We start from the raw sequence: 25,189 nt of genomic DNA, 5'->3' as shown, positions 1-25,189 counted from the left end.
CCCACCACCCCGCCCCGCATGGTCTGCGAGGCAGGGTGGCGGTAGGTCAGCCGCGCGGATCCAACTGTGAAGGACGTGGCACGTTCCGCAGATTCGACTTGGCCATCTGTACTGCCTCGCCGACGCCGCCGTTCATCACCATCTTCGACATCGCCAAAGCGAAGCCCTTCATCTGACCACCGGTGATGGTGGGCGGCAACGACAATGCCAACGGGTCGGTCACCAGATCCACCAAGGCTGGACCGTCATGATCGAGCGCGGCGCGTAGGCCCGCTTCGATGTCCGCGGGATTCTCGATTCGGCGCGAAAAGATACCGAGCGCAGCAGCAACCGCCGCGTAGTCGACCGCGGGCACGTCGACCCCGAAATCCGGAAGGCCGTCGACCAGCATCTCGAGCTTGACCATTCCGAGCGTCGAGTTGTTGAACACCACGATCTTGACCGGCAACTTGTACATCGCGACGGTGACCAACTCACCGAGCAGCATCGACAATCCACCGTCGCCCGACACCGAGATGACCTGACGCCCCGGACTCGACCATGCAGCACCCATCGCGTGTGGGAGCGCATTGGACATCGATCCGTGCAGCGCCGAGGAGATGAAGCGTCTCGATCCGTTCGGATTGAGATAGCGCGCCGTCCACACGTTGCACATCCCGGTGTCGGCGGTGAAGATTGCGTCGTCGGCCGCCAGATCGTCGAGGATCGAGGCCGCATACTCGGGATGAATGGGTGTGCGCTGCTTGACCGGATCCGTGTACGCACCAACCACTTTGGTCATCAGAGTGTTGTGCTTTGCGAGCGTATCCTCCAGGAACCCGCGGTCGGTCTTTCGATCGAGTTGCGGAATCAGTGCGCTCAAGGTGCTCGCGACGTCACCGTGCACCGCCAGGTCCAGGCTGGTTCGACGCCCCAACCGCTCGGCCGCGATGTCGATCTGAGCGGTACGAACGTCATCGGGCAAGAACTGGTCGTAAGGAAAGTCCGTACCGATGAGGAGCAGGAGATCGGCGCCGTGGATACCGTCGTGCGCCGCACCGTAACCGAGCAATCCGGTCATCCCGACGTCGTATGGATTGTCGTACTGGATCCATTCCTTGCCACGCAGTGAATGCCCGATGGGAGCGCCGACGGTTTCGGCCAACGCCAGAACCTCCGCGCGCGCATCTCGCACGCCCGCGCCGGCGAAGATCGCAACCTTACGCGAGCCGTTGATCACATCTGCCAACGCCTTGACGTCACCGGCATCCGGAACGACTGTCGGCCTTCGGGTTTCGACGAGCGTCGGCGGGGTGCCTTCTGCCGGACAATCGGCGATGTCCCCGGGAAGCACGATCACCGAGACGCCGTTTCGAGCCACCGAATGCTGAATCGCCGACTGCACCACGCGTGGTGATTGGACTGCCGTGCTGACGAGTTCGGTGTAACTCGAACATTCGATGAAGATCCGCTCGGGATGCGTTTCCTGAAAGTAGCCCATTCCGATCTGGGCGCTGGGGATGTGTGAGGCGATCGCAAGGACCGGCGCGCCCGAACGATGAGCGTCGTACAGGCCGTTGATCAGGTGAAGGTTTCCGGGACCGCAGGATCCGGCACACACTGCGAGTTTTCCGGTGATCTGGGCATCCGCTGCGGCCGCAAAGGCGGCTGCTTCCTCATGCCGGACGTGTATCCAATCGATTCCGCCCTTCTCGGAACCACCGGTGCGACGAACCGCATCGACGATGGGATTGAGACTGTCACCGACAATGCCGTAGATCCGACTGACACCCGCGTCAACGAGCTGCTGAACCAATTGATCTGCAACGGTTTTCGGACTCATCAGACCTCCATGACACACTCACGGGAGTCGGGATCGCCGACCCCCGCGAGTGACGATTTGCTTGTGGTTTATGCAGTGCTTCTTGTGGACTGCCGTTTCGTGAGGACTGCAGTGCGTTACTTGGGTTCGAGCACGAACACCGGAATCTCACGATCGGTCTTAGTCTGATAATCGGCGTAGTCGGGGTACGCAGCGACAGCGCGCTCCCACCAGACCGCCTTCTCGTCGCCGGTGACTTCCCGAGCAACCAGGTCGAAGACCTGCGTCGCGTCACGCAGCGTGACGTGCGGGTCGGCTTTGACGTTGTAGTACCAGACCGGATTCTTCGGGGCGCCACCGAGCGAAGCCACAACGGCATACGAACCGTCGTGCTCGACCCGCATCAGCGGAGTCTTCCTGACCTTGCCGGACTTTGCGCCGATGGTCGTGAGAACGACGACGGGCATGCCGTTCATGTCGTTTCCCTCGGTGCCACCGGAGTTCTCGATGCGTGCGACCTGATCGGCGGCCCACGACGCTGGACTGGGTTCGTACTCACCTGTGATTGGCATGTGTACCAGTGAACACCCACTCGAGGACCTTGGCCACCGAACCACGCCGACCAGGCCTGTCGCCCGCGCACTCCCCTGGTTGATCGATTAAGTGAGCTGCCGATCAATAAAGTTCGCTTGCCCGAACTCTCATCTCTGGCTACTCTGAAACCACAGCTTCGAACAGCCGTATCGGAAAGGGACGAGATGACCACCGCAGATATCTCCACTCGCGAATCACGCCCCTCCCCCGACTATTGCGTCGATCTGGCCGGAACTCGGTGGCCGCTGTACAAGATCGAAGCTCTCGTGGTCGGGTTCGTGCTGTTCGTCGTCGCCGGTGCCGTCACGCAGTCAATGCAGGTGGCCGTACTGACTGCCGCAACGGCCGCTGTAGTCACGTGGTGGGTACGGCGCGTGCACTACTCACGCACCACCTGATCACCACACTCCCCCGAACTCCCGCGAACCACGAAGGGACCTTGCTGCATCAGCAGCAAGGTCCCTTCGTTCGGTTCAGGTCCGCTCGGCGGTCAGACAGTCAGGCAACTCGGTCCGAGCAATGCCTTCAGGTCACCCATCAGTGCCGAGGACGGTTCGACCCGAAGGACGTCGTCGACCTTCCACAAACTGATTTCGGTTCCGCCGATCAGTCGGACATGGACATCGGACGTCCCCGGATGCCTGGTCAACACCTGCTTGAGAGCACTGAGCTTGTCCTTGGTGCATTGCCGAAGCGGCAGCGAGACCGACAGCGGACGCGCAACCCCGATCGCCGAAATATCAGGTACCGCAAGGTCGTTGCCGATCAGTGACATCCGATCGTCTCGGATCGAGACGCGAGCCTTGACCAACACAATGGCATCCTCCGCGATGTCCATTCCGTACACGGCGTACGCCTGCGGGAAGAACAGCACCTCGATTCCACCCACGAGATCTTCGAGCTGCACGATGCACCAGGTCAGACCGTTCTTGTTGACCCGGCGGTCCACCGAGGCAATGATGCCGCCGAGAGTTACCTGGGCACCGTCCTGAACGCCGCCTTCGAGTATCGCAGCGATGGACGTGTCGGACTGCTGGCGAAGAATGTGCTCGACACCGTTGAGCGGATGGCCGGAGACATACAGCCCCAACATTTCTCGTTCGAGTGCCAGGCGATGCTTGGAGTCCCACTCCTCCTCGGGAATCTTGACGTCGAACACCGAGGTGATCGACTCGTCCGCCTCGGCACCGCCGAAGAGGTCGAACTGTCCGATCGCCTCTGCCTTCTTGGTGCTCATCACGGAATCGATGGCGTCGGCATGGACCAACATCAGGCCCTTGCGCGGATGACCCAACGAGTCGAAAGCACCGGCCTTGATGAGAGATTCGGTGACCTTCTTGTTGCAAGCCATCGCGTCGATCTTGCCGAGATAGTCGGAGAAATCTGTGAACTTCGACTTCTCGGTGCGCGCCTTGATGATCGAGGCGACGACGTTGGCGCCGACGTTACGCACCGACCCCATACCGAAACGGATGTCGTCGCCGACGGTCGCGAAGTCGACTCGCGATTCGTTGACGTCCGGTGGGAGAACGGTGATGCCCAACTTGCGGCAGTCTGCGAGGTAGATCGCGGACTTGTCCTTGTCGTCACCGACGGAGGTGAGCAGACCCGCCATGTACTCGGCCGGGTAGTTCGCCTTGAGGTACGCAGTCCAGTACGACACGAGTCCGTAGCCGGCGGAGTGCGACTTGTTGAACGCGTAGCCGGCGAAGGGAAGGACCGTGTCCCACAGCGCCTTGATGGCCGCTTCGCTGAAGTTGTTGTCCAACATGCCCTGCCGGAAGCCGGCGTAGGCCTTTTCCAGCTCGGACAGCTTCTTCTTACCCATGGCGCGACGCAGCAAGTCGGCCTGACCCAGGGTGTACCCGGCCACCTTCTGCGCCAGTTGCATGATCTGCTCCTGGTAGATGATCAGGCCGTACGTCTCCGAGAGGATCTCCGCGAGCGGCTCCTCCAACTCGGGGTGAATCGGCTTGACGTCTTCCAAGGCGTTCTTGCGCTTGGCGTACGAGATGTGGGCGTCCACACCCATCGGTCCCGGTCGATACAGCGCCAAGGCGGCGACGATGTCGCCGAATCCGGTGGGCTGCATCAGTTTCAGCAACTCGCGCATGCCGCCGCCGTCGAGCTGGAACACACCGAGAGTGTCACCGCGGGCGAGCAGTTCGTATGTTGCCGCATCGTCCATCGGCAACGTGTCGAGGTCGAGGTCGATGCCGCGGTTGGCTTTGATGTTCTCGAGCGTGTCGCCGATGACAGTGAGGTTTCGCAGACCGAGGAAGTCCATCTTGAGCAGGCCGATGGCTTCACACGAGGGGTAGTCCCACCCGGTGATGATGGCGCCGTCCTGGGCGCGCTTCCAGACCGGGATTGCGTCGGTGAGCGGTTCGGACGACATGATGACCGCGCAGGCGTGCACACCGGCGTTACGGATCAGCCCCTCCAGACCCACCGCGGTCTTGTAGATCTTCGCGACGTCCGGGCTGGAGTCGATGAGTGCTCGAACCTCGACGGCCTCCTTGTACCGCTCGTGCTTCGGATCGGTGATACCGAAGACAGAGATGTCCTTGGCCATGATGGGCGGCGGGAGTGCCTTGGTGATCTGATCGGCGATGGCGAAGCCCGGCTTGCCGAACTGGACGCGAGCCGAGTCCTTGATGGCAGCCTTGGTCTTGATGGTGCCGAAGGTGATGACCTGGGCGACCTTGTCGTTGCCCCACTTGTCCGTCGCGTAGCGAACCATCTCGCCGCGACGGCGATCATCGAAGTCGATATCGATATCGGGCATGGACACACGCTCGGGGTTGAGGAATCGCTCGAACAGCAACCCGTACGGGATGGGGTCGATGTTGGTGATACCCATCGCGTAGGCCACCAACGAACCGGCAGCCGATCCACGGCCGGGCCCGACACGGATCCCGACGTCCTTGGCGTGGTTGATCAGGTCGCCGACCACGAGGAAGTAGGCCGGGAAGCCCATTTCGTTGATGACGCCGATCTCGTAGTCGGCGCGGGCGAGGTACTCCTGCGGCGGTCCGCTAGGGAAGCGGCGATCGAGTCCGCGCATCACCTCGGCGCGCAGGAAGGTCTGCTGCGTGTGACCCTCCGGGACCGGGAAGATCGGCATGCGATCGTGGAACGCCCACACGTCCTCGTACGACTGCACACGCTCGCCGATGGCAACGGTGTTGTCGCATGCCCCCGGTACCTCGTTGTCCCAGATGGCGCGCATCTCGGCAGCGGACTTGAGGTAGTAGCCGTCGCCGTCGAACTTGAAGCGAGTGGGGTCGGAGAGCGTCTTGCCGGTCTGAATGCAGAGCAGCGCCTCGTGATTCTCGGCTGCGTCCTTGGTGACGTAATGGCAGTCGTTGGTGGCAAGTGGCGGAATACCGAGTTGCTTGCCGATGTCGAGCAGACCCTCTCGCACACGGCGCTCGATCGAGAGACCGTGATCCATCAGTTCGAGGAAGAAGTTGTCCGGCCCCCAGATCTCCTGCCACTTCGCGGCAGCTTCGAGAGCCTCCCGATCGTGGCCGAGACGAAGGCGCGTCTGGATCTCACCGGACGGGCAACCCGTGGTCGCGATGATGCCCTCGGCGTGCGCGGCGATGAGCTCCTCGTCCATCCGTGGCCATTTACCGAGCTGGCCCTCGATGGACGCGAGCGACGACAGCTTGAAGAGGTTGCGGAGTCCGGTCGCGTTCTCGGCCACCATCGTCATGTGCGTGTACGCACCGCTACCGGAGACGTCGTCGGACTTCTGGCTGCGATCGCCCCACAGAACTCGCTTTGTGTTGAAGCGAGACTCGGGTGCGATGTACGCCTCGATGCCGATGATCGGCTTGATGCCGGCGCTCTTTGCCTCGTTGTAGAACTGGCTGGCGCCGTACATGTTTCCGTGGTCGGTCATGCCGACAGCGGTCATTTCGAGACGAGCGGCCTCCTCGAACATGGCGCCGACCTTGGCCGCACCGTCGAGCATCGAGTACTCGGTGTGATTGTGAAGATGTACGAACGAGTCAGCCACGTGCGCCTCTCTGAAGGTCTGGGAGCGAGATCGAGTGTATGCCGCGCTGCCGACACGACCGGCGACCGACGTAGCGGAATCGCCGTGCGCCGCCTCCGGTCACGTGACCGGAACCTCGGGTTCGGCGCTCGACCTCACCGAACGCCGCGAACGTCGACCGGCGACGAAGGTGTCTGTCGTGAAGATCACCAGTGCAGCCCAGATCAGAACGAAGCCGATCCAGCGTGAGGCCGGCATGTCCTCGTGCATGACGGCCACACCCCACGCCATCTGGAGCGCCGGAGTGAGGTACTGCAGCATGCCCATCGTCGCCAACGGAACTCTCTGAGCGGCGACGCCGAACAGGAGCAGCGGCAGCGCGGTGACCGGGCCGGCGGCAAGCAGCAACAGGCTGTGCCCGGTACCGCTGCTGATGAATGCACCGGCCCCGGTCAGGCCGAGAAACACGAGGTAGCCGACCGCGAACGGTGCGGCAACGACGCCCTCGGCAGTCAAACTGGTTCGAGGATCGAGCGGAACCACCTTCTTGACCAACCCATAGGTGGCAAACGAGCCGGCGAGCAGCAAAGCGACGATCGGGGGTTTCCCGAAGTCGACCGTGATCACGACAACTGCCGTGGCAGCGAGAACAAGGGCGGCGATCTGAGCGCGGCGCAATCGTTCGCGGAAGATCACGACGCCGAGCAGAACAGTGACCAGCGGGTTGATGAAGTACCCGAGGGCCGCCTCCACGACGCGGCCTGACACCACGGCATAGATGTACGTCCCCCAGTTCACCGCGATCGCCGCTGATGCCGCGGTCACCAGCAGCCAGGTGCGTGCGCTGATTCCGCGAAGCGATCCGAGGCGGCCGGCAAAGGCCAACACGATCAGCATCAACAGGAGGGTCCACACCACCCGGTGCGCCAGGATCTCGACCGGATCGGCGAAGTCGAGTAGCCCGAAGAATGCCGGGAACGTTCCCCACAACAGGAACGCCGCCACACCGTAGAAGATCCCCGAGGACGAACCGGACCTAGCGCGTTCGTCCTTGTTCACAGAACCGGAGTTCACGGGACCGGACCGTCGTCGGGGCCGGGAGCAACGACGTCCACGTACTCCGGCAGCAACGGACGGACGGCTGCCAACCACGGCGAGGCGTCGGACGGCAACGCTTCCACTGCACGGACGTTCGAGTCATGTTCGATCGCTTCGAGTCCTTCGGGAGTAGCTCGCACCAGCACGCCCACCGCGCAGGCGCACCCGGCGGACAATTGCTTCGCCGACGCGAGCGCCACCTGTTGCTGACGATCGGTGTCGCCGCCGAGCGAGACCAGTCGCGTGGCTGCAACCCCGGGCGATCTGCGCACTGATTCGTCGTTGTCGGGAACGGGCACCGACATGAGCGGCGTCTGGACGCGCTCGATCGGGACTCGGAACATGACCCTGGACACGCGAACGCCCGAGACCTCAGCGCCCGGCACCTGAACACTGCTGGTCGACGTGATGACCTCGTCGACGGTGAGCGCCTTCGTGAACGAGACCAACGCCCACACCGGCCCATCGACCGACGCGACAGAATCTCGCGCTCGGTCGAGGTAGTCCGGGACAGCTTCCCCACTGTCCGGACCCAGGGTGTCCGTCCGGATCGGCGGGGTCGGCACGGGATTCGCGAACCCCACGCCCACCATCGCCGCCACACCGACCACCACCGCGACGACGGCCGGCGCGGGGGTAAGCCCGCGCGGTGTCATGAGGACCGGAGAACTTCGAGTGCGTGTTCGAGATCCTTCGGGTACTTGCTCTTGATCTCGACCCAGCGACCGTCCGCCGGATGTGCGAATCCAAGAGACACGGCGTGCAGCCACTGGCGCTCGAGGCCGAGCCTTTCGGCAAGTCGAGGGTCCGCGCCGTAGGTCAGGTCGCCGCAGCACGGATGGCGCAACGCCGAAAAGTGGACACGGATCTGGTGTGTGCGACCGGTTTCGAGGTGCACGTCCAGCAGACTCGCTGCCTGGAACGCCTCGATGGTGTCGTAGTGCGTGACGCTGGGCTTGCCGTCGGCCGTGACCGTGAATCGCCAGTCGTTCCCGTGATGGCGTCCGATGGGCGCGTCGATCGTTCCGCTGCTCGGGTCGGGGTGTCCCTGCACGAGAGCGTGGTAGCGCTTGTCGATGGTCCGCTGCTTGAAAGCGCGCTTGAGCAACGTGTACGCGCGCTCGGATGTGGCAACCACCATGACACCCGACGTTCCGACGTCCAGGCGGTGGACGATGCCCTGACGCTCGTGGGCACCGGACGTCGAGATGCGGAAACCGGCCGCGGCAAGTCCGCCGATGACGGTCGGTCCCGTCCACCCGACGCTGGCGTGCGCGGCAACTCCGACGGGCTTGTCGACTGCCACGACGTCGTCGTCGGCGTAGAGGATCTCCATTCCCTCGACCGGTGTCGCTTCGATGGTCAGGGGCCGCGGCGGTTCGGGCAGGACTACCTCGAGCCACGACCCTGCGGTCAGACGATCGGACTTGCCGACGGCCACACCGTCGACGAGTACCGAGCCTTCTTCCGCGAGTGTCGCGACCACGGTGCGCGAGAGTCCGAGAAGGCGCGCGAGGCCGGCATCGACGCGCATGGCATCGAGACCGTCGGGCACTGGCATCGAACGGGATTCCCTCACTTGGTTTCTCCCTCGGCTGCAGCCTTCGATTCGGTGAGCTTCTTGTCGTCCGCCTTGTGATCACGCAGGCGTTCACCGTTGGGTTCGAAGCCGAACAGTGTCAGGACGACGAGCAGAATCGCGCCACAGACGATCGCGGAATCCGCAATGTTGAACACCGGCCACCAGCCGACGGAGACGAAATCCACCACATGTCCGCGCATGATTCCGGGAGAGCGGAAGAATCGGTCGACGAGGTTACCCAGCGCGCCGCCGAGAACGAGGCCGAGACCGAGCGCCCACCACGGTGATCGGAGCGTGCGACCGATCTTGATCACACCGATGACCACACCGATTGCGACGAGAGTGAGGATCCACGTCATCGACGTCGCCATCGAGAACGCTGCCCCCGGATTGCGCACCATCGTGAATGTGACCACGTCACCGATGATTTCGATCGGCTGCCCCGGTTTGACCGCGGCGACTGCCCACACCTTCGTGAGAATGTCCGAGAGCAGGATGACAGCGGCGATGGCAATGAGCATGGTCAGCCGGCGGGGCTTTTCGACCGGCGCAACCGCCAGGTCACCGTCTTCCGATTTCACGGCTTCCGGTTTCACGGTTTCGGGCTCGTCGGCCTTCGAGATTTCGGTAATCGGCTGATCCTCCGCGTTGACATCTCGGTCTGGGTGGTCTGTACTCACGCAACCATCATCCCTCATGTTCACCGCACCGGGTCACGCACTCTGCAACTGCGGCTAGCCTGGAGCGCGTGCCACTGCTGTCCACGACCGGCCGACGCGTTCCGTTCGCCCTCGCTGCCCTCGCTCTCACCACCGTTCTCACCGCTTGCGGCGACTCGGATCAACCTCCGAACACCCCGACCTCCTCGCCGAGTGAGGTGACTGTTCCGGTGACCGCCGCGACGGTCGAAGTTCTCGAGGCGGGAAGCGAGCCGCGCGAGGTTTTGCGTACGAACTTGCCTGTCGGCACCACGCAGACGACGACGCTCGTCACCCAGGCCGTCGTGAGTCAGCAGATCGATCAACAACCGGCGCAGGATTTCTCTTCGCCGGAGATCACGATCCCGCTCTCGGCAAACGTGACCGCTGACGATCCCACCGCAGTCGTTGACCTCACGCTGTCGTCGATGACCTCGCCCGATGCAACGCTGCAGGCTGCGCTGAGCGGGGCCGACGGGTCTGCGGCCGGATTGTCGGTCACGGATTCGGGCGCCATCACCGCCCTACGGTTGAAGCCCTCCGCCAACTCGGCCAATGCTGCCCGCGCTGCAATCGAACAAGCGCTGGGCCAAGCGGTCTACCGGACCGTCGCACTCCCCGACGCTCCGGTCGGTGTCGGCGCACGTTGGGTGGTTCGGCAGCAAGTCAGCAGCGAAATCCTGCTCGATCAGACAACCACCGTCACGCTCACCGCGCGCGAGGGCAATCGGCTTTCGCTCGCGGTGGACGTATCGCAGACCCCGCAGAGCCCGGTCTGGAACCTGGCCGGTGACGCCGGAACGCTGAACATCGATCAGTACGTCATGGCCGGCTCCGGAAACCTCACCGTCGACCTCTCACTCCCCTTGCCGATCGACGGACAGATGACCGTCGGCGGCGACCAGGCATACGGCGACCCGGACAGCTCCTCGGTGATCCGGCAGACCATCTCCAACAGCATTCGGTGGGAATCGTGACACGCCGGTCGCTTCTCGCACTTGGTCTGACCGCAACGGCGGCACTGTTCGTCGTGACCGGTTGCGGCTCGGACGACTCGCCTGGTGCCGACACGACTACGCAGGTTTCCGCCCCACAGGTCGGCTTGGCGCCGTTCACGGCTGCTCCGGCCGCACCGCTGAGCGGGGCGCCTCTCGACCGTGACGGCCTGCAACGAGCCGCGCTCACCCTGTCCGAGCTACCTGCCGACTTCGACGTAGTTCCCGACCCGGTCGACGACCTCGGCCTCGCACCGGCGCCGGAAAATTCGGAGGCGGACAAGTCGAGCACCGACCCCGCCGTCTGCGCCCAGGTTCTGGCGCCGATAGCCACCCAGGCTCCCGGATCGGTCGCCGACCTCTCCGACATGTTCACCGGCCCCGATTTCACGAGCATCGATCAGGACTCTGCTTCGTACGCCGACGGCACCGCGGCAGCAGCAGCTTTCGAGAAACTTCAGGCCACGCTGGCTGGGTGTGCGGAGTATTCGGGAACCGATGCCGACGGAACGACAATCACCTATCGCGTCGGCGGAGCGTCGGACCCGAACATCGGCGACGCGTCTTTCGCTTTCCGAATCATCACGGAGAGTGGCGGTTTCACCTTGGTCGCCGACGCGATCGTGGCCGCAGTCGGGACGACGTTGACTCAGCTGTCCGCGACGGCGCCGAGTCCGATCGCCCCCGATGTTCTCCACTCGATGGCATCGGCCGCCGCAGATCGCCTGCGCGCACAAACGCCCTGACTACGAGCGGATTCGTCCTGTCTCGGCCTTTCGCGAATGATTCGGGACCACAGACCCTTTGACAACTGCCCGTCCACACTGAACGGTGAGAGTAGGTACGAAACAGACCGACGCGACACACTGATGTGAGGAGCCAGAGTTCATGCCGGAACCCAGAAGGTCAGATCACACCGATTACGTAGCCGTCAATCCGATCTTCTCGAGGCCTGGCGAGGATTCGGTTGCATCGAAGTACACACTCGAACCCGACGGCATGCTTCCCGAGACCGCGTATCAGATCGTCCACGACGAAACGATGCTCGACGGCAATGCGCGGCTCAATCTCGCGACGTTCGTCAGCACGTGGATGGACGATCACGCCACCAAACTGTATGCCGAGTCGTTCGACAAGAACATGATCGACAAGGACGAGTATCCGCAGACCGCCGCGATCGAAACCTATTGCTGGCGCATCCTTGCCGACCTCTGGCACTCACCCTCCCCCAAGGATTCAATCGGCACCTCGACGATCGGTTCGTCCGAAGCCTGCATGCTCGGCGGCCTGGCGATGAAACGACGCTGGCAGCACGCACGAAAAGCCGCGGGCAAGTCCACCGAAAAGCCAAATCTCATCATGAGTTCCGCGGTCCAGGTGTGCTGGGAGAAGTTCTGCAACTACTGGGACGTCGAAGCGCGTTACGTGCCGATCAGCGAGGAACACCGCACCCTCGACGGTCACGATCTGGACAATTACGTCGACGAGAACACCATCGGCGTCGTCGCGATCATGGGCGTCACCTACACCGGGATGTACGAGCCGGTCCTGGAAATCTCGAAGGCACTCGATGAGATCCAGGCGAAGACGGGACTCGACGTCCCCATCCACGTCGACGGTGCTTCCGGTGCGATGATCGCACCGTTCCTTCAGCCCGAACTCGAATGGGATTTCCGACTACCGCGCGTCCACTCCATCAACACCTCGGCGCACAAGTACGGGCTCGTCTACCCCGGCCTCGGCTGGGTGGTCTGGCGATCGCAGGATCTACTTCCCGACGACCTCGTCTTCAAGGTGAGCTACCTCGGCGGCAGTATGCCGACCTTCGCACTGAACTTCTCGCGTCCCGGCGCTCAGGTGATCCTGCAGTTCTACTTGTTCCTGCGTCTCGGCCACGACGGCTATCGCGCGATCCAGCAGTCCTCCCAGGACGTGGCGAAATTTCTCGCCGAAGGGATCGGGAAACTCGACGCGTTCGAACTGTGGAACGACGGTTCCGACATCCCGGTCTTCGCGTGGCGCCTCGCCGAGGGGCACACGTCCAACTGGACGCTGTACGACCTCTCGGACCGGTTGCGAGGCAAGGGCTGGTTGGTGCCGGCCTACCCCATGCCGGACGATCTCGCGGATCTGACAGTGCAGCGCATCGTGGTTCGTAACGGACTGAGCATGGACCTGGCGGCCAATCTGCTGCGCATCATCGAAGAGGAAACCGCGTTCCTCGACGAACTGGACAGCCCGATGCCGCGGCCGCGCGTCACCGAGGGATTCCATCACTGACGTCGCTTACCGCGTGAAGAGCGGCCGCCCACTCCCCTTCGGGAGTCGGCGGCCGCTCTGGTGTTTCAGGTGTTACCGAGAGATCAAGCAGCGCAAGCCGGCGAGGTCAGACCTGCAACGCCGACGATCTGGCAAGCGGTGGTCTTCGAGAGCTTCCAGACGCCGTCCTCGTAGACGAACGACGCCTGCAGGCCCTGCTGCAGCGGCTGGCCGTTGACGACGATGTTCAGCGAAGCTGCTGCCGTCTCGCTGCCCGTGTCGGTGACCGGGTCGAGAATCTCGACCTGCGCGCCGGCAGCCTTGGCGGCAGCGGCGACCTGGTTGATCAGCTCGGGATCAGCCTCGGCGCCCTGGACGAGGTTGACCTTGTCTGCGGCCGGAACGCTCTCGTCGAGTGCCTGAGCGACCTTGGCGTTGAGCTCAGGGGCGGTCGGCAGAACAACCTCGGACGTGGGTGCCGCAGAGGTGGTGGTCGTGGGCTTCGCCGAAGTCGTCTTGTCGGAGTCTCCTCCGTCTGAACCACACGCGGTCATCGTCAGGGCTGCTGCGATCGCCACGGCTGCAACGGTCATCTTCTGAAGCTTCAACTTCTCAGTCCTATCCATTCGGGTGTTCACATTCGAGCGTCAGTCGAACATCGTGCTTGCTCGAGGATCGTCGACAACATTACCCAACGGTAAGCGGAAAAAGTCTAAGGACATCCTCAGAGAAGGCTGTCGACCGCATCTGCTACCTCGAGCACCTCATCGGATTCGGCAAAAGTTTTGGCGATTCCCGTTCCGCTGGAACGGGTTTCGAAGCGAACGGTGACCACACCGTGCCCGGCGCCCTGCACCCAACCGTGTCCGTATTCTGGATGCTTCACGTCCAAACCGGGGTGCCAGTAGCGCTGAGGGACACGTGCTGCCACCGGAACGTCGAGTTCGGCCTCATCGAGGGCGCCCGTGAGAGTCTCGACCGGATAGCCGGGAACATCCTGATCCAACTCGGGAAAAAGTGATCCTTGCCGAACCGTGGACAAACCGGCGAATCCCACACCGACCAGGCGAATCGGCCCCAATTCCTGTGGATCGATGACCTGTTTCTGCGCGGTCGCGATAAGGATTTGGCGGTCGATGGTGGCAAACGGCAGCGTCACGGATCGAGTCAAGATACTCATGTCGGACTTCTTGAGCTTCAGTACGACGGTGCGAGCAGCTCTTCCGTCCTTCTCCAGCCTGGAAAATGCTGCACGACCACTACTTTCGACGGCCGCGCGCAATTGTGCCATCGTGACGATGTCTGCGGCGAACGTGGATTCCGCGCTGATCTGCTTGGATTCGGCACGCTCGGCGACCGGCCGATCGTCGATCCCCTGCGCAAGCCGATGCAACCCCGGACCGACAGTGGTTCCCAGTATCGACGCCACCTCCGCTATGGGAGTGCGGGCAAACCCTCCGATGGTTTCGATGCCGAGACGCTTGAGCTTTTCCTCGGCAACAGGGCCGATCCCCCAGAGCTTTCGCACCGGCAGTGGATCGAGCAACTCGTGCTGCATCCCGGGAGGAATCACTGCGACGCCGTCGGGCTTTGCCAGTCCCGACGCGATCTTGGCGACCTGCTTACCTGCGCCGGCCCCGATCGAAGCGACCAACCCGGTCTCGGCTTTGATCAACGCCCGCAGGTCCTCGCAAAACGCGCGGACCTCGTCAGCTCCGACACCGGCCAACTCCACCGGTTCCCCGAAAGCCTCGTCCACCGACAGTTGCTCGAGGATCGGCATACGAAGGCGCAACGCGTCGAACGTGCGTTTACTGAGAACCGAGTACAGGGACATCCGCGGTGGCAATACCACCGCTCCACCACCGACCATCCGGCGTGCTTGATGCATCGGCATTGCCGATCGCGCACCGAAAACTCTCGCTTCGTAACTTGCCCCGGCCACCACCCCGCGCCCGCCCAAGCCGCCGACCAGCACCGGGCGACCTCGCAGAGTGGGACGCGTCAACTGCTCGGCGGAAGCGAAAAACGCATCCATGTCGAGATGCAGCACCCACCTACGACTTCGTGTGGGATCACCTTGATTCATCGGGCGTTACGGTTCTCTCAAAAGTAGGTGCAGAATTTACGTCCGCGCCTTCTTCTTCGGCGACTTCTTCTTCGGCAGGGGCAATACGTCGGCAGTCCGTTGAATGAAGGCGTGCAGGTGATCGAGGTCCTGCAACCGTTCCTCCGTCACCCGGTAATAATCCTTCGCTCCCGGGTACGGCGGAGCCAGATCGGCCTCTGATCCGAACTCCGTACTGACCTCGGTGGGTTTGACGAACAGAACGTCTCCGCAGATCAAGCCCACGATCTTCTCGTCGCAATACAATCCGTACTCGCCGAACATCGCCCTTGCCCGCACGTCGAGCGGTTCCAACTGCTCGAGAATGCGCGCCACGGTTTCCTTGCTCGTACTCATGAGAGCAAACTACTCCGGCACCCCGACATACAGACATTCATCGGAGAGCCGGAGTAGTCGCGTCAGTACTAGACCTTCGTGATTGCGGCGCGGATACCCTCACCGAGATCGACGGCGTCGTCGCCCGCTTCACCCACCGAGAAGGAGGTGGCCAGAACCTCACCGGCGATCAATTCGCGATGGCGCTCTGCCCACTCCTTGCAGTCCTGCGGAACCTCGAGCACGACGTTGATCCGGTCCGAGACGTCCAAACCGGCGGCACGGCGCGCATCCTGCAACTGACGGATACGGTCCTTGGCCCATCCCTCGGCTTCGAGTTCCTCCGTCACAGCGGAATCGAGTACGACCAGTCCCGCACCGTCCGGCAGTGCAGCCGTCGAATCCGGCTCGGCCGCAACCAGTTTCTGCGTGTACTCCTCGGGCAGCAGTTCGATGCCCGCCGCAACCACGACGCCGTCCGCGTTCTCGGTCCAGTCGCCCGCCTTGACCGCCTTGATGACAGTCTGAACGGACTTGCCCAGACGCGGTCCTGCAGCACGCGCGTTGACCGCGATCTCGAAGCGCCCGTGCACGTCGACGTCATCGGTCAGATCAACCTTCTTGACGTTGACCTCGTCGGCGATCAGTCCGAGGAACGGACGCAGACGCTCGGCATCCGGCGCCGCAACCGTGACCTCGGGCAGCGGAAGACGAACACGCAGATTCTGCGCCTTGCGCAGGCTCAGCACCGTGGAGCACACGGTCCGGACGTCGTCCATCGCCGCTACCAGCTCGGGGTTCGCGGGGAGCTCCGACGCCTCGGGCCAATCAGCCAGGTGAACCGAGCGCTCCCCGGTCAACCCTCGCCAGATCACCTCGGACACCAGCGGCAACAGCGGCGCAGCGAGACGCGTCACGACCTCGAGCACGGTGTGCAGGGTGTCGATCGCGTCGCGATCCTCGTCCCAGAACCGCGAACGCGACCGTCGCACATACCAGTTGGTGAGCGCATCACAGAACAACCGAAGCTCGTCGCACGCGCCGGCGATGTCGTTGACCTCGAGGGCCTCGGTGATCACGTCGCGGGTGGTAGCGAGCTTGGCCAGGATGTACTGATCGAGGATGTTCTCCGAATCGGTACGCCACACACCGGATTCCGGGGCGTACAACTGCAGGAAGCTCCAGGCGTTCCACAGCGGGAGCAATGCCTGACGCACACCTTCGCGGATGCCCTGCTCGGTCACGATGAGGTTTCCGCCGCGCAAGATCGGCGAAGACATCAGGAACCATCGCATGGCATCGCTGCCGTCGCGGTTGAACACCTCCTTCACGTCCGGGTAGTTGCCCTTGGACTTGCTCATCTTGAGTCCGTCGTCGCCGAGCACGATGCCGTGCGCAGCAACGGTTTTGAACGCCGGACGATCGAAGAGTGCGGTGGCCAGCACGTGCAGCGTGTAGAACCAGCCGCGAGTCTGCCCGTTGTACTCGACGATGAAATCGCCCGGGAAATGGCCCTCGAACCATTCACGGTTCTCGAATGGGTAGTGCACCTGCGCGTACGGCATCGAACCGGATTCGAACCAGCAGTCGAGCACCTCGGGAACGCGGCGCATCATCGACTTCCCGGTCGGGTCGTCGGGGTTCGGGCGGACCAGGTCGTCGATCATCGGGCGATGCAGATCGGTCGGACGCACACCGAAGTCTGCCTCCAACTGATCGAGCGATCCGTAGACGTCCGTACGCGGGTACTGCGGATCGTCCGACACCCACACCGGGATCGGGCTGCCCCAGTAGCGGTTTCGGCTGATGTTCCAGTCGCGTGCACCTTCGAGCCACTTGCCGAACTGGCCGTCACGGATGTGCTCGGGCACCCACGTGATGTCCTTGTTCAGCTCGACCATGCGATCGCGGAACTTGGTGACCGCGACGAACCACGAGGGAACCGCCATGTAGATGAGCGGCTGCCCACTGCGCCAACTGTGCGGGTACGAGTGCTCGATCGTCTCGTGCCGCAGCAGCTTTCCGGCGGCCTTGAGGTCCTTGATGATGACCGGGTTGGCGTCGAAGACCATCAAGCCCTCGTATGGCGGAACCATCGAGGTGAACTTTCCACCCGGATCGAGCGGCTGCACGACCTCGATACCGTTGGCCGTGGCGACATCCATATCCTCCTCACCGAAAGCCGGTGCGAGGTGGACGATTCCGGTTCCGGAATCGGTTGTCACGTAGTCGGCCGAAAGCACGACGTGCGCGTTCGGATGTCCGAGGAAGAAGTCGAACGGCGGTATGTACGACAGTCCGACCAGCTCGGCGCCCTTGTGACGGGAAACGACCTCGGGGTCCTCCCCCAGCTCACGTGCGTAATGAGCTACCCGTGCTTCCGCGAGCACGTACCGCTTTCCGTCCTCGCCGAGCACCTGGACGTAGTCGACCTCGGGATGAACCGCAGTGGCCAAGTTGGACGGCAGTGTCCACGGAGTCGTGGTCCAGATGATCGCGTTTGCGCCGTCCAATGGTGAACCCGGAGCGACCAGCGGCATGTCGACCGTGACTGCAGGATCCTGACGCATCTTGTACGCGTCGTCGAGACGAGTCTCCTGATTGGACAGCGGAGTCTGCTCGTACCAGCTGTAGGGCAGCACGCGGAAGCCCTGATAGATCAGGCCCTTGTCGTGCAGCTCCTTGAAGGCCCACATGACGGACTCCATGAAGTCGACGTCCAGGGTCTTGTAGTCGTTGTCGAAGTCGACCCAACGTGCCTGGCGGGTGACGTAGTCGCGCCACTCGTCGGTGTACTTGAGCACCGAGGCCTTGCAGTACTCGTTGAACTTGGCCAGACCCATGACTTCGATCTCGGCCTTGTCCTTGATGCCGAGTTGCTTCTCCGCTTCGAGTTCTGCGGGCAGGCCATGGCAGTCCCAGCCGAAGCGTCGCTCGACCTTGCGTCCACGCATGGTCTGGAAGCGCGGCACCAGGTCCTTGACGTACCCCGTCAGCAGGTGACCGTAATGCGGCAAGCCGTTTGCGAAAGGCGGTCCGTCGTAGAAAACGAACTCTTCGCTACCGTCCCGATTGGAAACCGACGCACGGAAGGTGTCGTCGTCGTCCCACTGTTTCAGGACTTTCTGTTCCAGTTCGGGGAACTTGACTCCGGTGTCGGCGGGGACACCGTAGTCGACTTTGGGATACCCGTTACTCGCCATGGCGATCTCCTCGTGCCAGTCGGACTCGGCACGGGGACGACGTGGCGCTTGTGCGCCGACACCGCGGTACCACCCCGTTTGCACCCCGTAGATCCGCGCTTGGATCCCGAGGTGCCACTCGATCGAGCTGTGACGGGCTCACCCGTTCGGTTCTACTGAGTTCTGGGCGCCTGAAGCGACAAGAACCGTTCTTCCGAAAGCTCCCCGGTGATTGCCGGATCACAGCCTGGTATTCGTGTTGGACAGTCTAATACTCGTCCTGGACCTTGTCGGAACTCGCCCTAGGACTTGTCGGGGCCACCCGGCGACTCGCCATGATTTCTCTGATTGTCATCGTTGGCGGTGGCTGCATCGTCGATCGACGAATTCGAGGAACTCTCGACTCGACCGTAAGGCGACGACAGTCCGCTGCCCGATGCCGGGTCATCCAACGAAGGAACCGCCTTCCTGCTGGTCAGCGCACTGACCAGCAGGAGGACGGCACCTGCTACACAAATCGCGATACATGCCCACGCCCAGATCAACGACCCTGTGGTCAGGGCGACGATCAGGAGAGCGAAACCAACTCCCGCGAGAACCAACGTCACGACCAGCACGTATCAACCTTTGTCCGGTCCGATAGCTGAGCCGACGGGGCGCTCTCGGTCAGCTGTTTCCCTTGGCGAAGGACGGGCTGTAGGAATCCTGTCCACCGTCGACCGGAACGGCCGAGCCGCGCTGTTCGAGCTCTTCGAGCTGCGATTCCAGGTAGGACTTCAGGCGCACCCGGTACTCGCGTTCGAACGTCTTGAGCTGCTCGATACGGCCCTCGAGGACCGAACGCTGCTGGTTGATGGTCGCCATGATTTCGGTGTGCTTCTTCTCGGCGTCCGCCTTGAGAGCGTCTGCCTTCTCCTGAGCCTGGCGAAGCTGGGTCTCGGAGCGAGTCTGAGCGTCGGTGAGCATCGCCTCCGACTTGTTGCGCGCATCCGCGATCATGCCGTCAGCCTTGCTGCGAGCCTCGCTCATGAGCTGCTCGGAGTTGGTGCGGGCACTGCCGAGCAGCTGCTCGGACTCGGTCTTGGCATCGTTGGTGAGGCGATCCGCCATCTCCTGAGCCAGTCCGAGGACCTTTGCGGCCTGCATGTGGGTGTCGCCGCTCTGCGGCGCTGCAACGGCAGCGGCGGCGGGAACCGGCGCTGCAACAGGTGCAGGCTTGGGCGGTTCGACGACCCGAGCGGGCTCCGGCTTGGGCTGCGCTGCGACGGGTGCTGCCTGCTGAGCAGGTGCCGGCGACTTCTTGGCAGCCGCGAGCTCCTGATCCAGCTCACCTACGCGCTGGCGCAGGTCCGCATTCTCTTCGATGAGCTGCGACAGCGCCTGCTCGACGAGGTCGAGGAATGCGTCGACCTCGTCCTCGTTGTAGCCACGCTTGCCGATAGGCGGCTTGCTGAACGCAACGTTGTGCACGTCAGCTGGAGTCAGTTGCGGCATGGAAGGATCCCTTCACGCGTCATTTGGCGGTCTAGCAAGCATTCAGTTGCAACACAGCCTACGTAGTGGCGAACCACTGGATGAGTTATGGCATCCATTCTGGCATACCACTCACTCGGACTGCGCTCAGCGAACAACCGACATCAGGATGATGACGATGAAAAGCAAGACCATGATGGATAGATCCAAGCGAACTCCACCGAGGTTGATCGGGGGGATCAACCTGCGGAGCAGTTTCACCGGAGGATCGGTGATCGTAAAAATGGTTTCGAGAATGACTGCGACCAATCCGGTCGGTCGCCAATCTCTGGCAAACGAACGAACGAACTCGACGATCACTCTGCCGATCAGCAACAGCCAGAAGACAACCAGCACCAGATAGATCACAGAGAGAAGCGCGTCCACACCCTCACTCTGCCTGACTTCTGCGGTGTGTCCAAAACAGACACACCGCAGCAATTCCGGAACCGGTCCGCATCGAGTCCGTCTTGTAACGGCCGGCGATGGGTCCGAATGCGGCGTCCGCCGAGGCGGGCCGCCGTTCGAATGTGCTCACGTCACCCCTGCTCAGGGGCCGGACTGCGGTCGAGACCATCATTTCTGGCTGTAGAAACCCGTCTCGGCGATCCGACGGCGCTCCTCGGCGGAAACGTCGATGTCGGCCGGTGAGAGAAGAAACACTTTGGTGGCTACCTTGTCGAAAGAACCACGCAATGCGAACGCCAGGCCGGCCGCGAAATCGACCAGACGCTTCGCGTCGGCGTTGCTCATGTCGACCAGATCCATGATGACGGGAGTGCCGTCCCGGAACCGCTCACCGATGGTGCGGGCCTCTGCGTAGCTCTGCGGACGCAGTGTCGTGATCTTGGCGAGCGGGCCGCCGTCGTCGACAACCGGCGCACGTCGCGCTTCGGGTCGCTCTGCGCGCGCGTCGACCGCGAGGTTGCCACGGCTTGCCGGGCGCGGCGCCATCGCCGGGCGGCTGCTGCGGCTGGGAACGGTGTCGACGCGGGGCCGGGAGTCGTAGCGATCGAACTCCGCGTCCTCTTCGTCACGACGACTGGGCGCATAGCTCGCCTTCGAGAAGGCAGGTTCGACGAACTCGCGGTCGTCGCGCTCGGCATAGCCGTCGTGACTACGACGGGGTGCGCGGCGAGCCTGATCGGGCTCCTCCACGTATTCGTCCTCGTAGTCATCGAGGGGAACCATGCCGAAGTAAGCCTTGAACTTATGCAGGTTGCTCATTGATCGACCTTCCTTGGCGCGGCGGAATCAATCCGACTGCGACCGGTCGCAGCGGTGTGGACGGGTTGGGCGATCACCTGAGCGATCACCTCGAGATTACTGGTCGTGAGCCGAGCAGTGCGGTTCCGACACGCACGCAGGTTGATCCGTGGCGCACTGCAGCCTCCAGATCGCCGGTCATACCGGCCGAGAGTTCGGTTGCCCGGGGATGCGATTCGAGGATCAAAAGATGTGCCCTGCGGAGGATTTCGAACTGCTCGTCCGGATCTGATCCAAGCGGCGGGACGGCCATCAGTCCCGCGAATTCGAGACCTTCGGCTGATTCGATCCGCTCGGCGAGAGGCGTTAGCTCGCCCGTCGGAACTCCGCCACGCGCGGGGTCTCCGTCGAGACTTACCTGGATGAGCGCCCGGAGCGGCTCCGTGCGCTCACCGTCCGACAAAGCACTCAGCGCAGCCCGATCGAGTGCATCGGCCAGTCGCGCACTGTCCACCGAGTGAATTGCATAGGCCCACTTCGCTACCGACCGAGCTTTGTTGCGCTGCAACTGTCCGATCATGTGCCAGCGAACCGGATCATCGATCGCGCCCGTCTGTGCAGCGCCGTCGAAGTCCGCGACCTTCTCCACTGCTTCCTGCTCACGAGACTCACCGAATTCACGGCACCCCAGCTCGTACAGGATTCGAGCGTCGGACGCCGGAAAGAATTTGGTCACCGGCAGCAGTGCTACGTCGGAAACCTCGCGACCGGCGGCAAGGCAGGCGGCCGCCAATCGCGCCCTCACCGAGTCGAGTGCCGTCGATATTTCTGTCAGCCGCATTTCCGTCTCGCGCATTTCTGCCTAGACGGTTTCCTGCGCTGCGGGCGCTTCCATCCAGATCACTGCAGCTTGACGCCCGGTCAGAGATTCTCGGCGATGACTGAACAACGCGCGATCCTCGATCGTGCACCGCGGGTCCTCGGCGACACCGGACACACCCGCGGCGAGCAACTGCTTACGCAGTCCCGCACGCAGATCGAGCCCCGGCGTGCCCTTCTCGGTGCGAGTTGCGCTGCCCGGCAAGTGCTTTTCCACGTCCGCGCGCATCGCAGCGGGAACCTCGTACTGGCGTCCGCTCGCAGCCGGACCGAGGAAGGCGCCGATACGCGAAACGTCCGCGCCCTGACGCACCATCTCCGCGAGGACGCGCGGGACGATACCGATGCGGGCACCGATCCGTCCGGCATGAACGGCCGCGATCACACCGGCCTCCTCGTCGGAGAGCAGAACGGGAACACAATCTGCACTGAGGGTGGCGAGCGCCAGGCCGGGAACAGTGGTGACCAGAGCATCCGTCACCGGAATCACTTCGTCGGTCGGTTCCGTCACGACAGTGACGTTGCGCGAATGGATTTGTTCCATCCACACGAGATGGTCAGGCTCGACGCCTATTTCGCGTGCCAGACGTCGGCGATTCGCATCGACGGCTGCCGGATCGTCTCCGACGTGATCGCCCAGATTGAACGACTCGTACGGTGACGCGGAAACACCACCGGCTCGGCTGGTCACGACGCGGCGAATGCGGGTGCGGGTGGTCGACTTCTCGGTACTCAAGATAAGTGTGCTCACAAACGTCGAAAGTTGTCGTCCGGCTCAGACGTGACCGGACATCCAGTCAAGAACAGGGTACCCAGAAATTCCGGGCACCCTGTTCTCGAAACTGTTTGTAGCCCTACGTCAGCGACGCATGAAGACCGGCACGTCGACGTCGTCGTCGCCCTCGTCTTCCTGGACCGGCGCATGGCGTGGGCCACCGATCGGAGGCAAGCTGCCCGAACCGGTGGTCTCGCGCGCTGCGGAAATCGGCTGCTCGCCAGCAGGTTCGGCGGCCACCGGCGACCGGCCGACCTCACCCGCGCGCCCGGCGCCGATAGCTCCACGTCCCTGCGCGGTCGACTCCACGGGACGACGAGCCGGAGCTCCTCCGTCGAATCCCGCAGCGATGACCGTCACACGAACCTCGTCACCGAGTGAATCGTCGATGACCGTTCCGAAGATGATGTTGGCGTCGATGTGGGCAGCTTCCTGCACCAGCGAAGCCGCCTCGTTGATCTCGAACAGGCCCAGATCGCTACCGCCGGCGATCGACAGAAGCACGCCGCGGGCGCCTTCCATCGAAGCTTCGAGGAGCGGGGAATTGATCGCGGATTCCGCCGCCTTGATCGCGCGTCCCTCACCCCGCGAGGAACCGATTCCCATCAACGCACTACCGGCACCGGACATGACACCCTTGACGTCCGCGAAGTCGACGTTGATCAGACCCGGAGTGGTGATGAGGTCGGTGATGCCCTGGACGCCGTTGAGGAGAACCTCGTCCGCGCTGCGGAACGCGTCCATCAGGCTGACGGCCGCGTCACCGAGCTGGAGCAGGCGATCGTTGGGAATGACGATCAGCGTGTCGCAGGACTCGCGGAGCGCCTGGATTCCGGTATCCGCCTGTCCCCCACGACGCTTGCCCTCGAAGGAGAACGGCCGCGTCACGACACCGACGGTGAGTGCGCCCAGCTTCCGGGCGATGCTTGCCACGACAGGGGCACCACCGGTTCCGGTGCCACCGCCCTCGCCTGCGGTCACGAACACCATGTCGGCGCCCTTGATGACCTCTTCGATCTCGTCCTTGTGATCTTCGGCTGCCTTGCGACCCACTTCCGGGTCGGCACCGGCGCCGAGGCCACGGGTCAATTCACGACCGACGTCGAGCTTGACGTCGGCGTCACTCATCAGAAGGGCTTGCGCGTCCGTGTTGACCGCGATGAACTCGACTCCCTTGAGTCCCTGTTCGATCATGCGGTTGACTGCGTTCACGCCGCCGCCGCCGATGCCGACGACCTTGATTACGGCGAGGTAGTTGTGCGGGGGCGTCATCGGCTCTCGCCTTCCGTGTCGTGTTTCACGCTGCTTGTCAGTGCTGCTGTCTTTGTTACTGCTGTTTTTGTAGCTTCATGCTCTTCGAGAACAACCCTAAACCTCAACCACAGGGTTAGAGTTATGTCAAGTATTCGATCTGAAACGAAACGCTATGCACCGTCGTCGCGTTCCGCCATTAGGCGCGCCGAGACACACCGAAGTATTTGCTGCGCACTGACGCACGGCTGCACCGTGCGCTATCGGACCGTCGGCAGATCGGGACTGGACACGTCGTACGTCTGCCCCGGTTGGGTCAACAGCGGAAGCGTCACAGCAGCCTTACGATCCGAGTGCTCGACACCGCCCCAGTTTACGACGCGACCGTCGAGCAGAGTCAGCGTGACACTCGAAATCGACCGAGCGGCAACCTCTCCCACCTGAAATCTCAGATCCGGCGGCAACACCGACAACACCTCGAGCGCGGCAAGCGTCGGCTCGTCGTTCCACCCGGGCGTCGGTGTCACCAGACGCGGAACCCCGGGCGGCGGGACGCCCATCTCGAAGTCGACGCCCTTCTCGTCCAGCAGGTGTGCACCCTCAGGTGAGTCGACGAAAACGACCGGTACCCGTTCGGTGACGGTGACGCGGATAGTCGACGGATACATCCGCTGCACACGAGCCGAGGCCACCTTCGGAATCGTCGCCACACGTGCGGCGGCGGCGCCGGTGTCTACCCGCATCAACGGCTGACCGGTCGGTACGGCCAGGAGCGAAAGGATCTGTTCCTCACTGACGGTCGTCGCACCGAGAACTTCGGTGCCCCGGACCGAGAGCACCGGAGACAACCAAGCCGCCAACGCAATTCCCACCACCAGCACGATTGCCAGCGGTGCCACGATCAGCGG

23 protein-coding genes are annotated in these 25,189 nt (G+C 63.0%); 4 read left to right on the top strand and 19 right to left on the bottom strand.

The genetic code is table 11. The annotated features are described in order from the left end of the window. Positions 1 to 46 precede the first annotated feature (46 nt). Both ACYP01_RS19000 and ACYP01_RS18995 read right to left on the bottom strand, forming a co-directional pair. Complete coding sequence (locus ACYP01_RS19000) at positions 47 to 1,822, bottom strand: pyruvate dehydrogenase (RefSeq protein WP_020969844.1); 1,776 nt, start codon at positions 1,820 to 1,822, stop codon at positions 47 to 49. 116 nt (positions 1,823 to 1,938) lie between these two features. Further along, entirely contained in the window at positions 1,939 to 2,373 is a 435-nt protein-coding gene (locus ACYP01_RS18995; protein ID WP_003941666.1) for a nitroreductase family deazaflavin-dependent oxidoreductase, read from the bottom strand. A 186-nt stretch (positions 2,374 to 2,559) separates the two neighbouring features. Between ACYP01_RS18995 and ACYP01_RS18990 the strand changes: the two genes are divergently transcribed. Next, positions 2,560 to 2,793 (top strand): hypothetical protein, encoded by a 234-nt coding sequence (locus tag ACYP01_RS18990; protein ID WP_003941759.1) that lies wholly within the window; start codon positions 2,560 to 2,562, stop codon positions 2,791 to 2,793. Between the two features lie 92 nt (positions 2,794 to 2,885). Here ACYP01_RS18990 and dnaE read toward each other — a convergent pair whose 3' ends face one another. The 5 genes from dnaE to lspA all read right to left on the bottom strand — a co-directional run bounded on the left by dnaE (position 2,886) and on the right by lspA (position 9,761). After that, the gene (dnaE, locus tag ACYP01_RS18985) at positions 2,886 to 6,422 is read right to left on the bottom strand and encodes a DNA polymerase III subunit alpha (RefSeq protein WP_459681711.1); all 3,537 of its coding nucleotides are present in this window, start codon (positions 6,420 to 6,422) and stop codon (positions 2,886 to 2,888) included. A gap of 99 nt (positions 6,423 to 6,521) precedes the next feature. After that, on the bottom strand, positions 6,522 to 7,475 hold the full coding sequence (gene rarD, locus ACYP01_RS18980; RefSeq protein WP_399552190.1) for an EamA family transporter RarD: 954 nt from the start codon (positions 7,473 to 7,475) through the stop codon (positions 6,522 to 6,524). Next, positions 7,472 to 8,155 (bottom strand): hypothetical protein, encoded by a 684-nt coding sequence (locus ACYP01_RS18975; RefSeq protein WP_459681708.1) that lies wholly within the window; start codon positions 8,153 to 8,155, stop codon positions 7,472 to 7,474. The genes rarD and ACYP01_RS18975 overlap by 4 nt, the downstream gene beginning before the upstream one ends. Further along, positions 8,152 to 9,078 carry an RluA family pseudouridine synthase gene (locus ACYP01_RS18970; RefSeq protein WP_007733161.1) on the bottom strand — a complete coding sequence of 309 codons (927 nt, stop codon included), beginning with the start codon at positions 9,076 to 9,078 and terminating at the stop codon, positions 8,152 to 8,154. The genes ACYP01_RS18975 and ACYP01_RS18970 overlap by 4 nt, the downstream gene beginning before the upstream one ends. Next, entirely contained in the window at positions 9,075 to 9,761 is a 687-nt protein-coding gene (gene lspA, locus ACYP01_RS18965; protein ID WP_003941684.1) for a signal peptidase II, read from the bottom strand. Before lspA ends, ACYP01_RS18970 begins: the two co-directional genes overlap by 4 nt. Positions 9,762 to 9,829: 68 nt before the next feature. On the opposite strand from lspA, the gene ACYP01_RS18960 reads away from it, so the two are divergent. The 3 genes from ACYP01_RS18960 to ACYP01_RS18950 all read left to right on the top strand — a co-directional run bounded on the left by ACYP01_RS18960 (position 9,830) and on the right by ACYP01_RS18950 (position 13,054). Next, the gene (locus tag ACYP01_RS18960) at positions 9,830 to 10,756 is read left to right on the top strand and encodes a hypothetical protein (protein ID WP_125051242.1); all 927 of its coding nucleotides are present in this window, start codon (positions 9,830 to 9,832) and stop codon (positions 10,754 to 10,756) included. Continuing rightward, on the top strand, positions 10,753 to 11,520 hold the full coding sequence (locus ACYP01_RS18955) for a sensor domain-containing protein (RefSeq protein ID WP_459681704.1): 768 nt from the start codon (positions 10,753 to 10,755) through the stop codon (positions 11,518 to 11,520). Before ACYP01_RS18960 ends, ACYP01_RS18955 begins: the two co-directional genes overlap by 4 nt. A gap of 142 nt (positions 11,521 to 11,662) precedes the next feature. Continuing rightward, entirely contained in the window at positions 11,663 to 13,054 is a 1,392-nt protein-coding gene (locus tag ACYP01_RS18950) for a glutamate decarboxylase (RefSeq protein ID WP_459681702.1), read from the top strand. Positions 13,055 to 13,137: 83 nt separating this feature from the next. Here the strand turns inward: ACYP01_RS18950 and ACYP01_RS18945 are convergent, their stop codons facing one another. The 12 genes from ACYP01_RS18945 to ACYP01_RS18890 form a co-directional block, all read right to left on the bottom strand. Then, a complete protein-coding gene (locus tag ACYP01_RS18945; RefSeq protein WP_371713249.1) occupies positions 13,138 to 13,626 on the bottom strand; it encodes a WKL family lipoprotein in 489 nt (162 codons plus the stop codon). A gap of 131 nt (positions 13,627 to 13,757) precedes the next feature. Continuing rightward, positions 13,758 to 15,122 (bottom strand): DNA polymerase IV, encoded by a 1,365-nt coding sequence (locus tag ACYP01_RS18940; protein WP_042452844.1) that lies wholly within the window; start codon positions 15,120 to 15,122, stop codon positions 13,758 to 13,760. Positions 15,123 to 15,158: 36 nt separating this feature from the next. After that, entirely contained in the window at positions 15,159 to 15,497 is a 339-nt protein-coding gene (locus ACYP01_RS18935; protein WP_003941748.1) for a TfoX/Sxy family protein, read from the bottom strand. A gap of 68 nt (positions 15,498 to 15,565) precedes the next feature. Beyond that, positions 15,566 to 18,679: an isoleucine--tRNA ligase gene (ileS, locus tag ACYP01_RS18930; protein ID WP_030537028.1), complete on the bottom strand. Its 3,114-nt coding sequence runs from the start codon at positions 18,677 to 18,679 to the stop codon at positions 15,566 to 15,568. 281 nt (positions 18,680 to 18,960) lie between these two features. Beyond that, a complete protein-coding gene (locus ACYP01_RS18925) occupies positions 18,961 to 19,275 on the bottom strand; it encodes a hypothetical protein (RefSeq protein ID WP_459681697.1) in 315 nt (104 codons plus the stop codon). Between the two features lie 49 nt (positions 19,276 to 19,324). Continuing rightward, the gene (gene wag31, locus ACYP01_RS18920) at positions 19,325 to 20,152 is read right to left on the bottom strand and encodes a DivIVA-like cell division protein Wag31 (RefSeq protein WP_003941722.1); all 828 of its coding nucleotides are present in this window, start codon (positions 20,150 to 20,152) and stop codon (positions 19,325 to 19,327) included. Between the two features lie 126 nt (positions 20,153 to 20,278). Continuing rightward, positions 20,279 to 20,557, bottom strand: a complete 279-nt coding sequence (locus ACYP01_RS18915; protein ID WP_003941780.1) for a YggT family protein — start codon at positions 20,555 to 20,557, stop codon at positions 20,279 to 20,281. 189 nt (positions 20,558 to 20,746) lie between these two features. Then, positions 20,747 to 21,397: a cell division protein SepF gene (locus ACYP01_RS18910; protein ID WP_003941752.1), complete on the bottom strand. Its 651-nt coding sequence runs from the start codon at positions 21,395 to 21,397 to the stop codon at positions 20,747 to 20,749. An 85-nt stretch (positions 21,398 to 21,482) separates the two neighbouring features. After that, positions 21,483 to 22,232 carry a YggS family pyridoxal phosphate-dependent enzyme gene (locus ACYP01_RS18905; RefSeq protein WP_030537030.1) on the bottom strand — a complete coding sequence of 250 codons (750 nt, stop codon included), beginning with the start codon at positions 22,230 to 22,232 and terminating at the stop codon, positions 21,483 to 21,485. 6 nt (positions 22,233 to 22,238) lie between these two features. After that, positions 22,239 to 23,006 carry a peptidoglycan editing factor PgeF gene (gene pgeF, locus ACYP01_RS18900; protein WP_007733207.1) on the bottom strand — a complete coding sequence of 256 codons (768 nt, stop codon included), beginning with the start codon at positions 23,004 to 23,006 and terminating at the stop codon, positions 22,239 to 22,241. Between the two features lie 108 nt (positions 23,007 to 23,114). After that, on the bottom strand, positions 23,115 to 24,302 hold the full coding sequence (gene ftsZ, locus ACYP01_RS18895) for a cell division protein FtsZ (RefSeq protein WP_003941788.1): 1,188 nt from the start codon (positions 24,300 to 24,302) through the stop codon (positions 23,115 to 23,117). A 239-nt stretch (positions 24,303 to 24,541) separates the two neighbouring features. Beyond that, positions 24,542 to 25,180, bottom strand: coding sequence for a cell division protein FtsQ/DivIB (locus tag ACYP01_RS18890; RefSeq protein ID WP_373938992.1), 639 nt, complete (start codon positions 25,178 to 25,180; stop codon positions 24,542 to 24,544). Between the last annotated feature and the right edge of the window lie 9 nt (positions 25,181 to 25,189).

Source organism: Rhodococcus sp. no. 34 (assembly GCF_054589475.1).
Note: the sequence above shows the minus strand (reverse complement) of the source record. Positions and strands in the feature narration are given on the sequence as shown.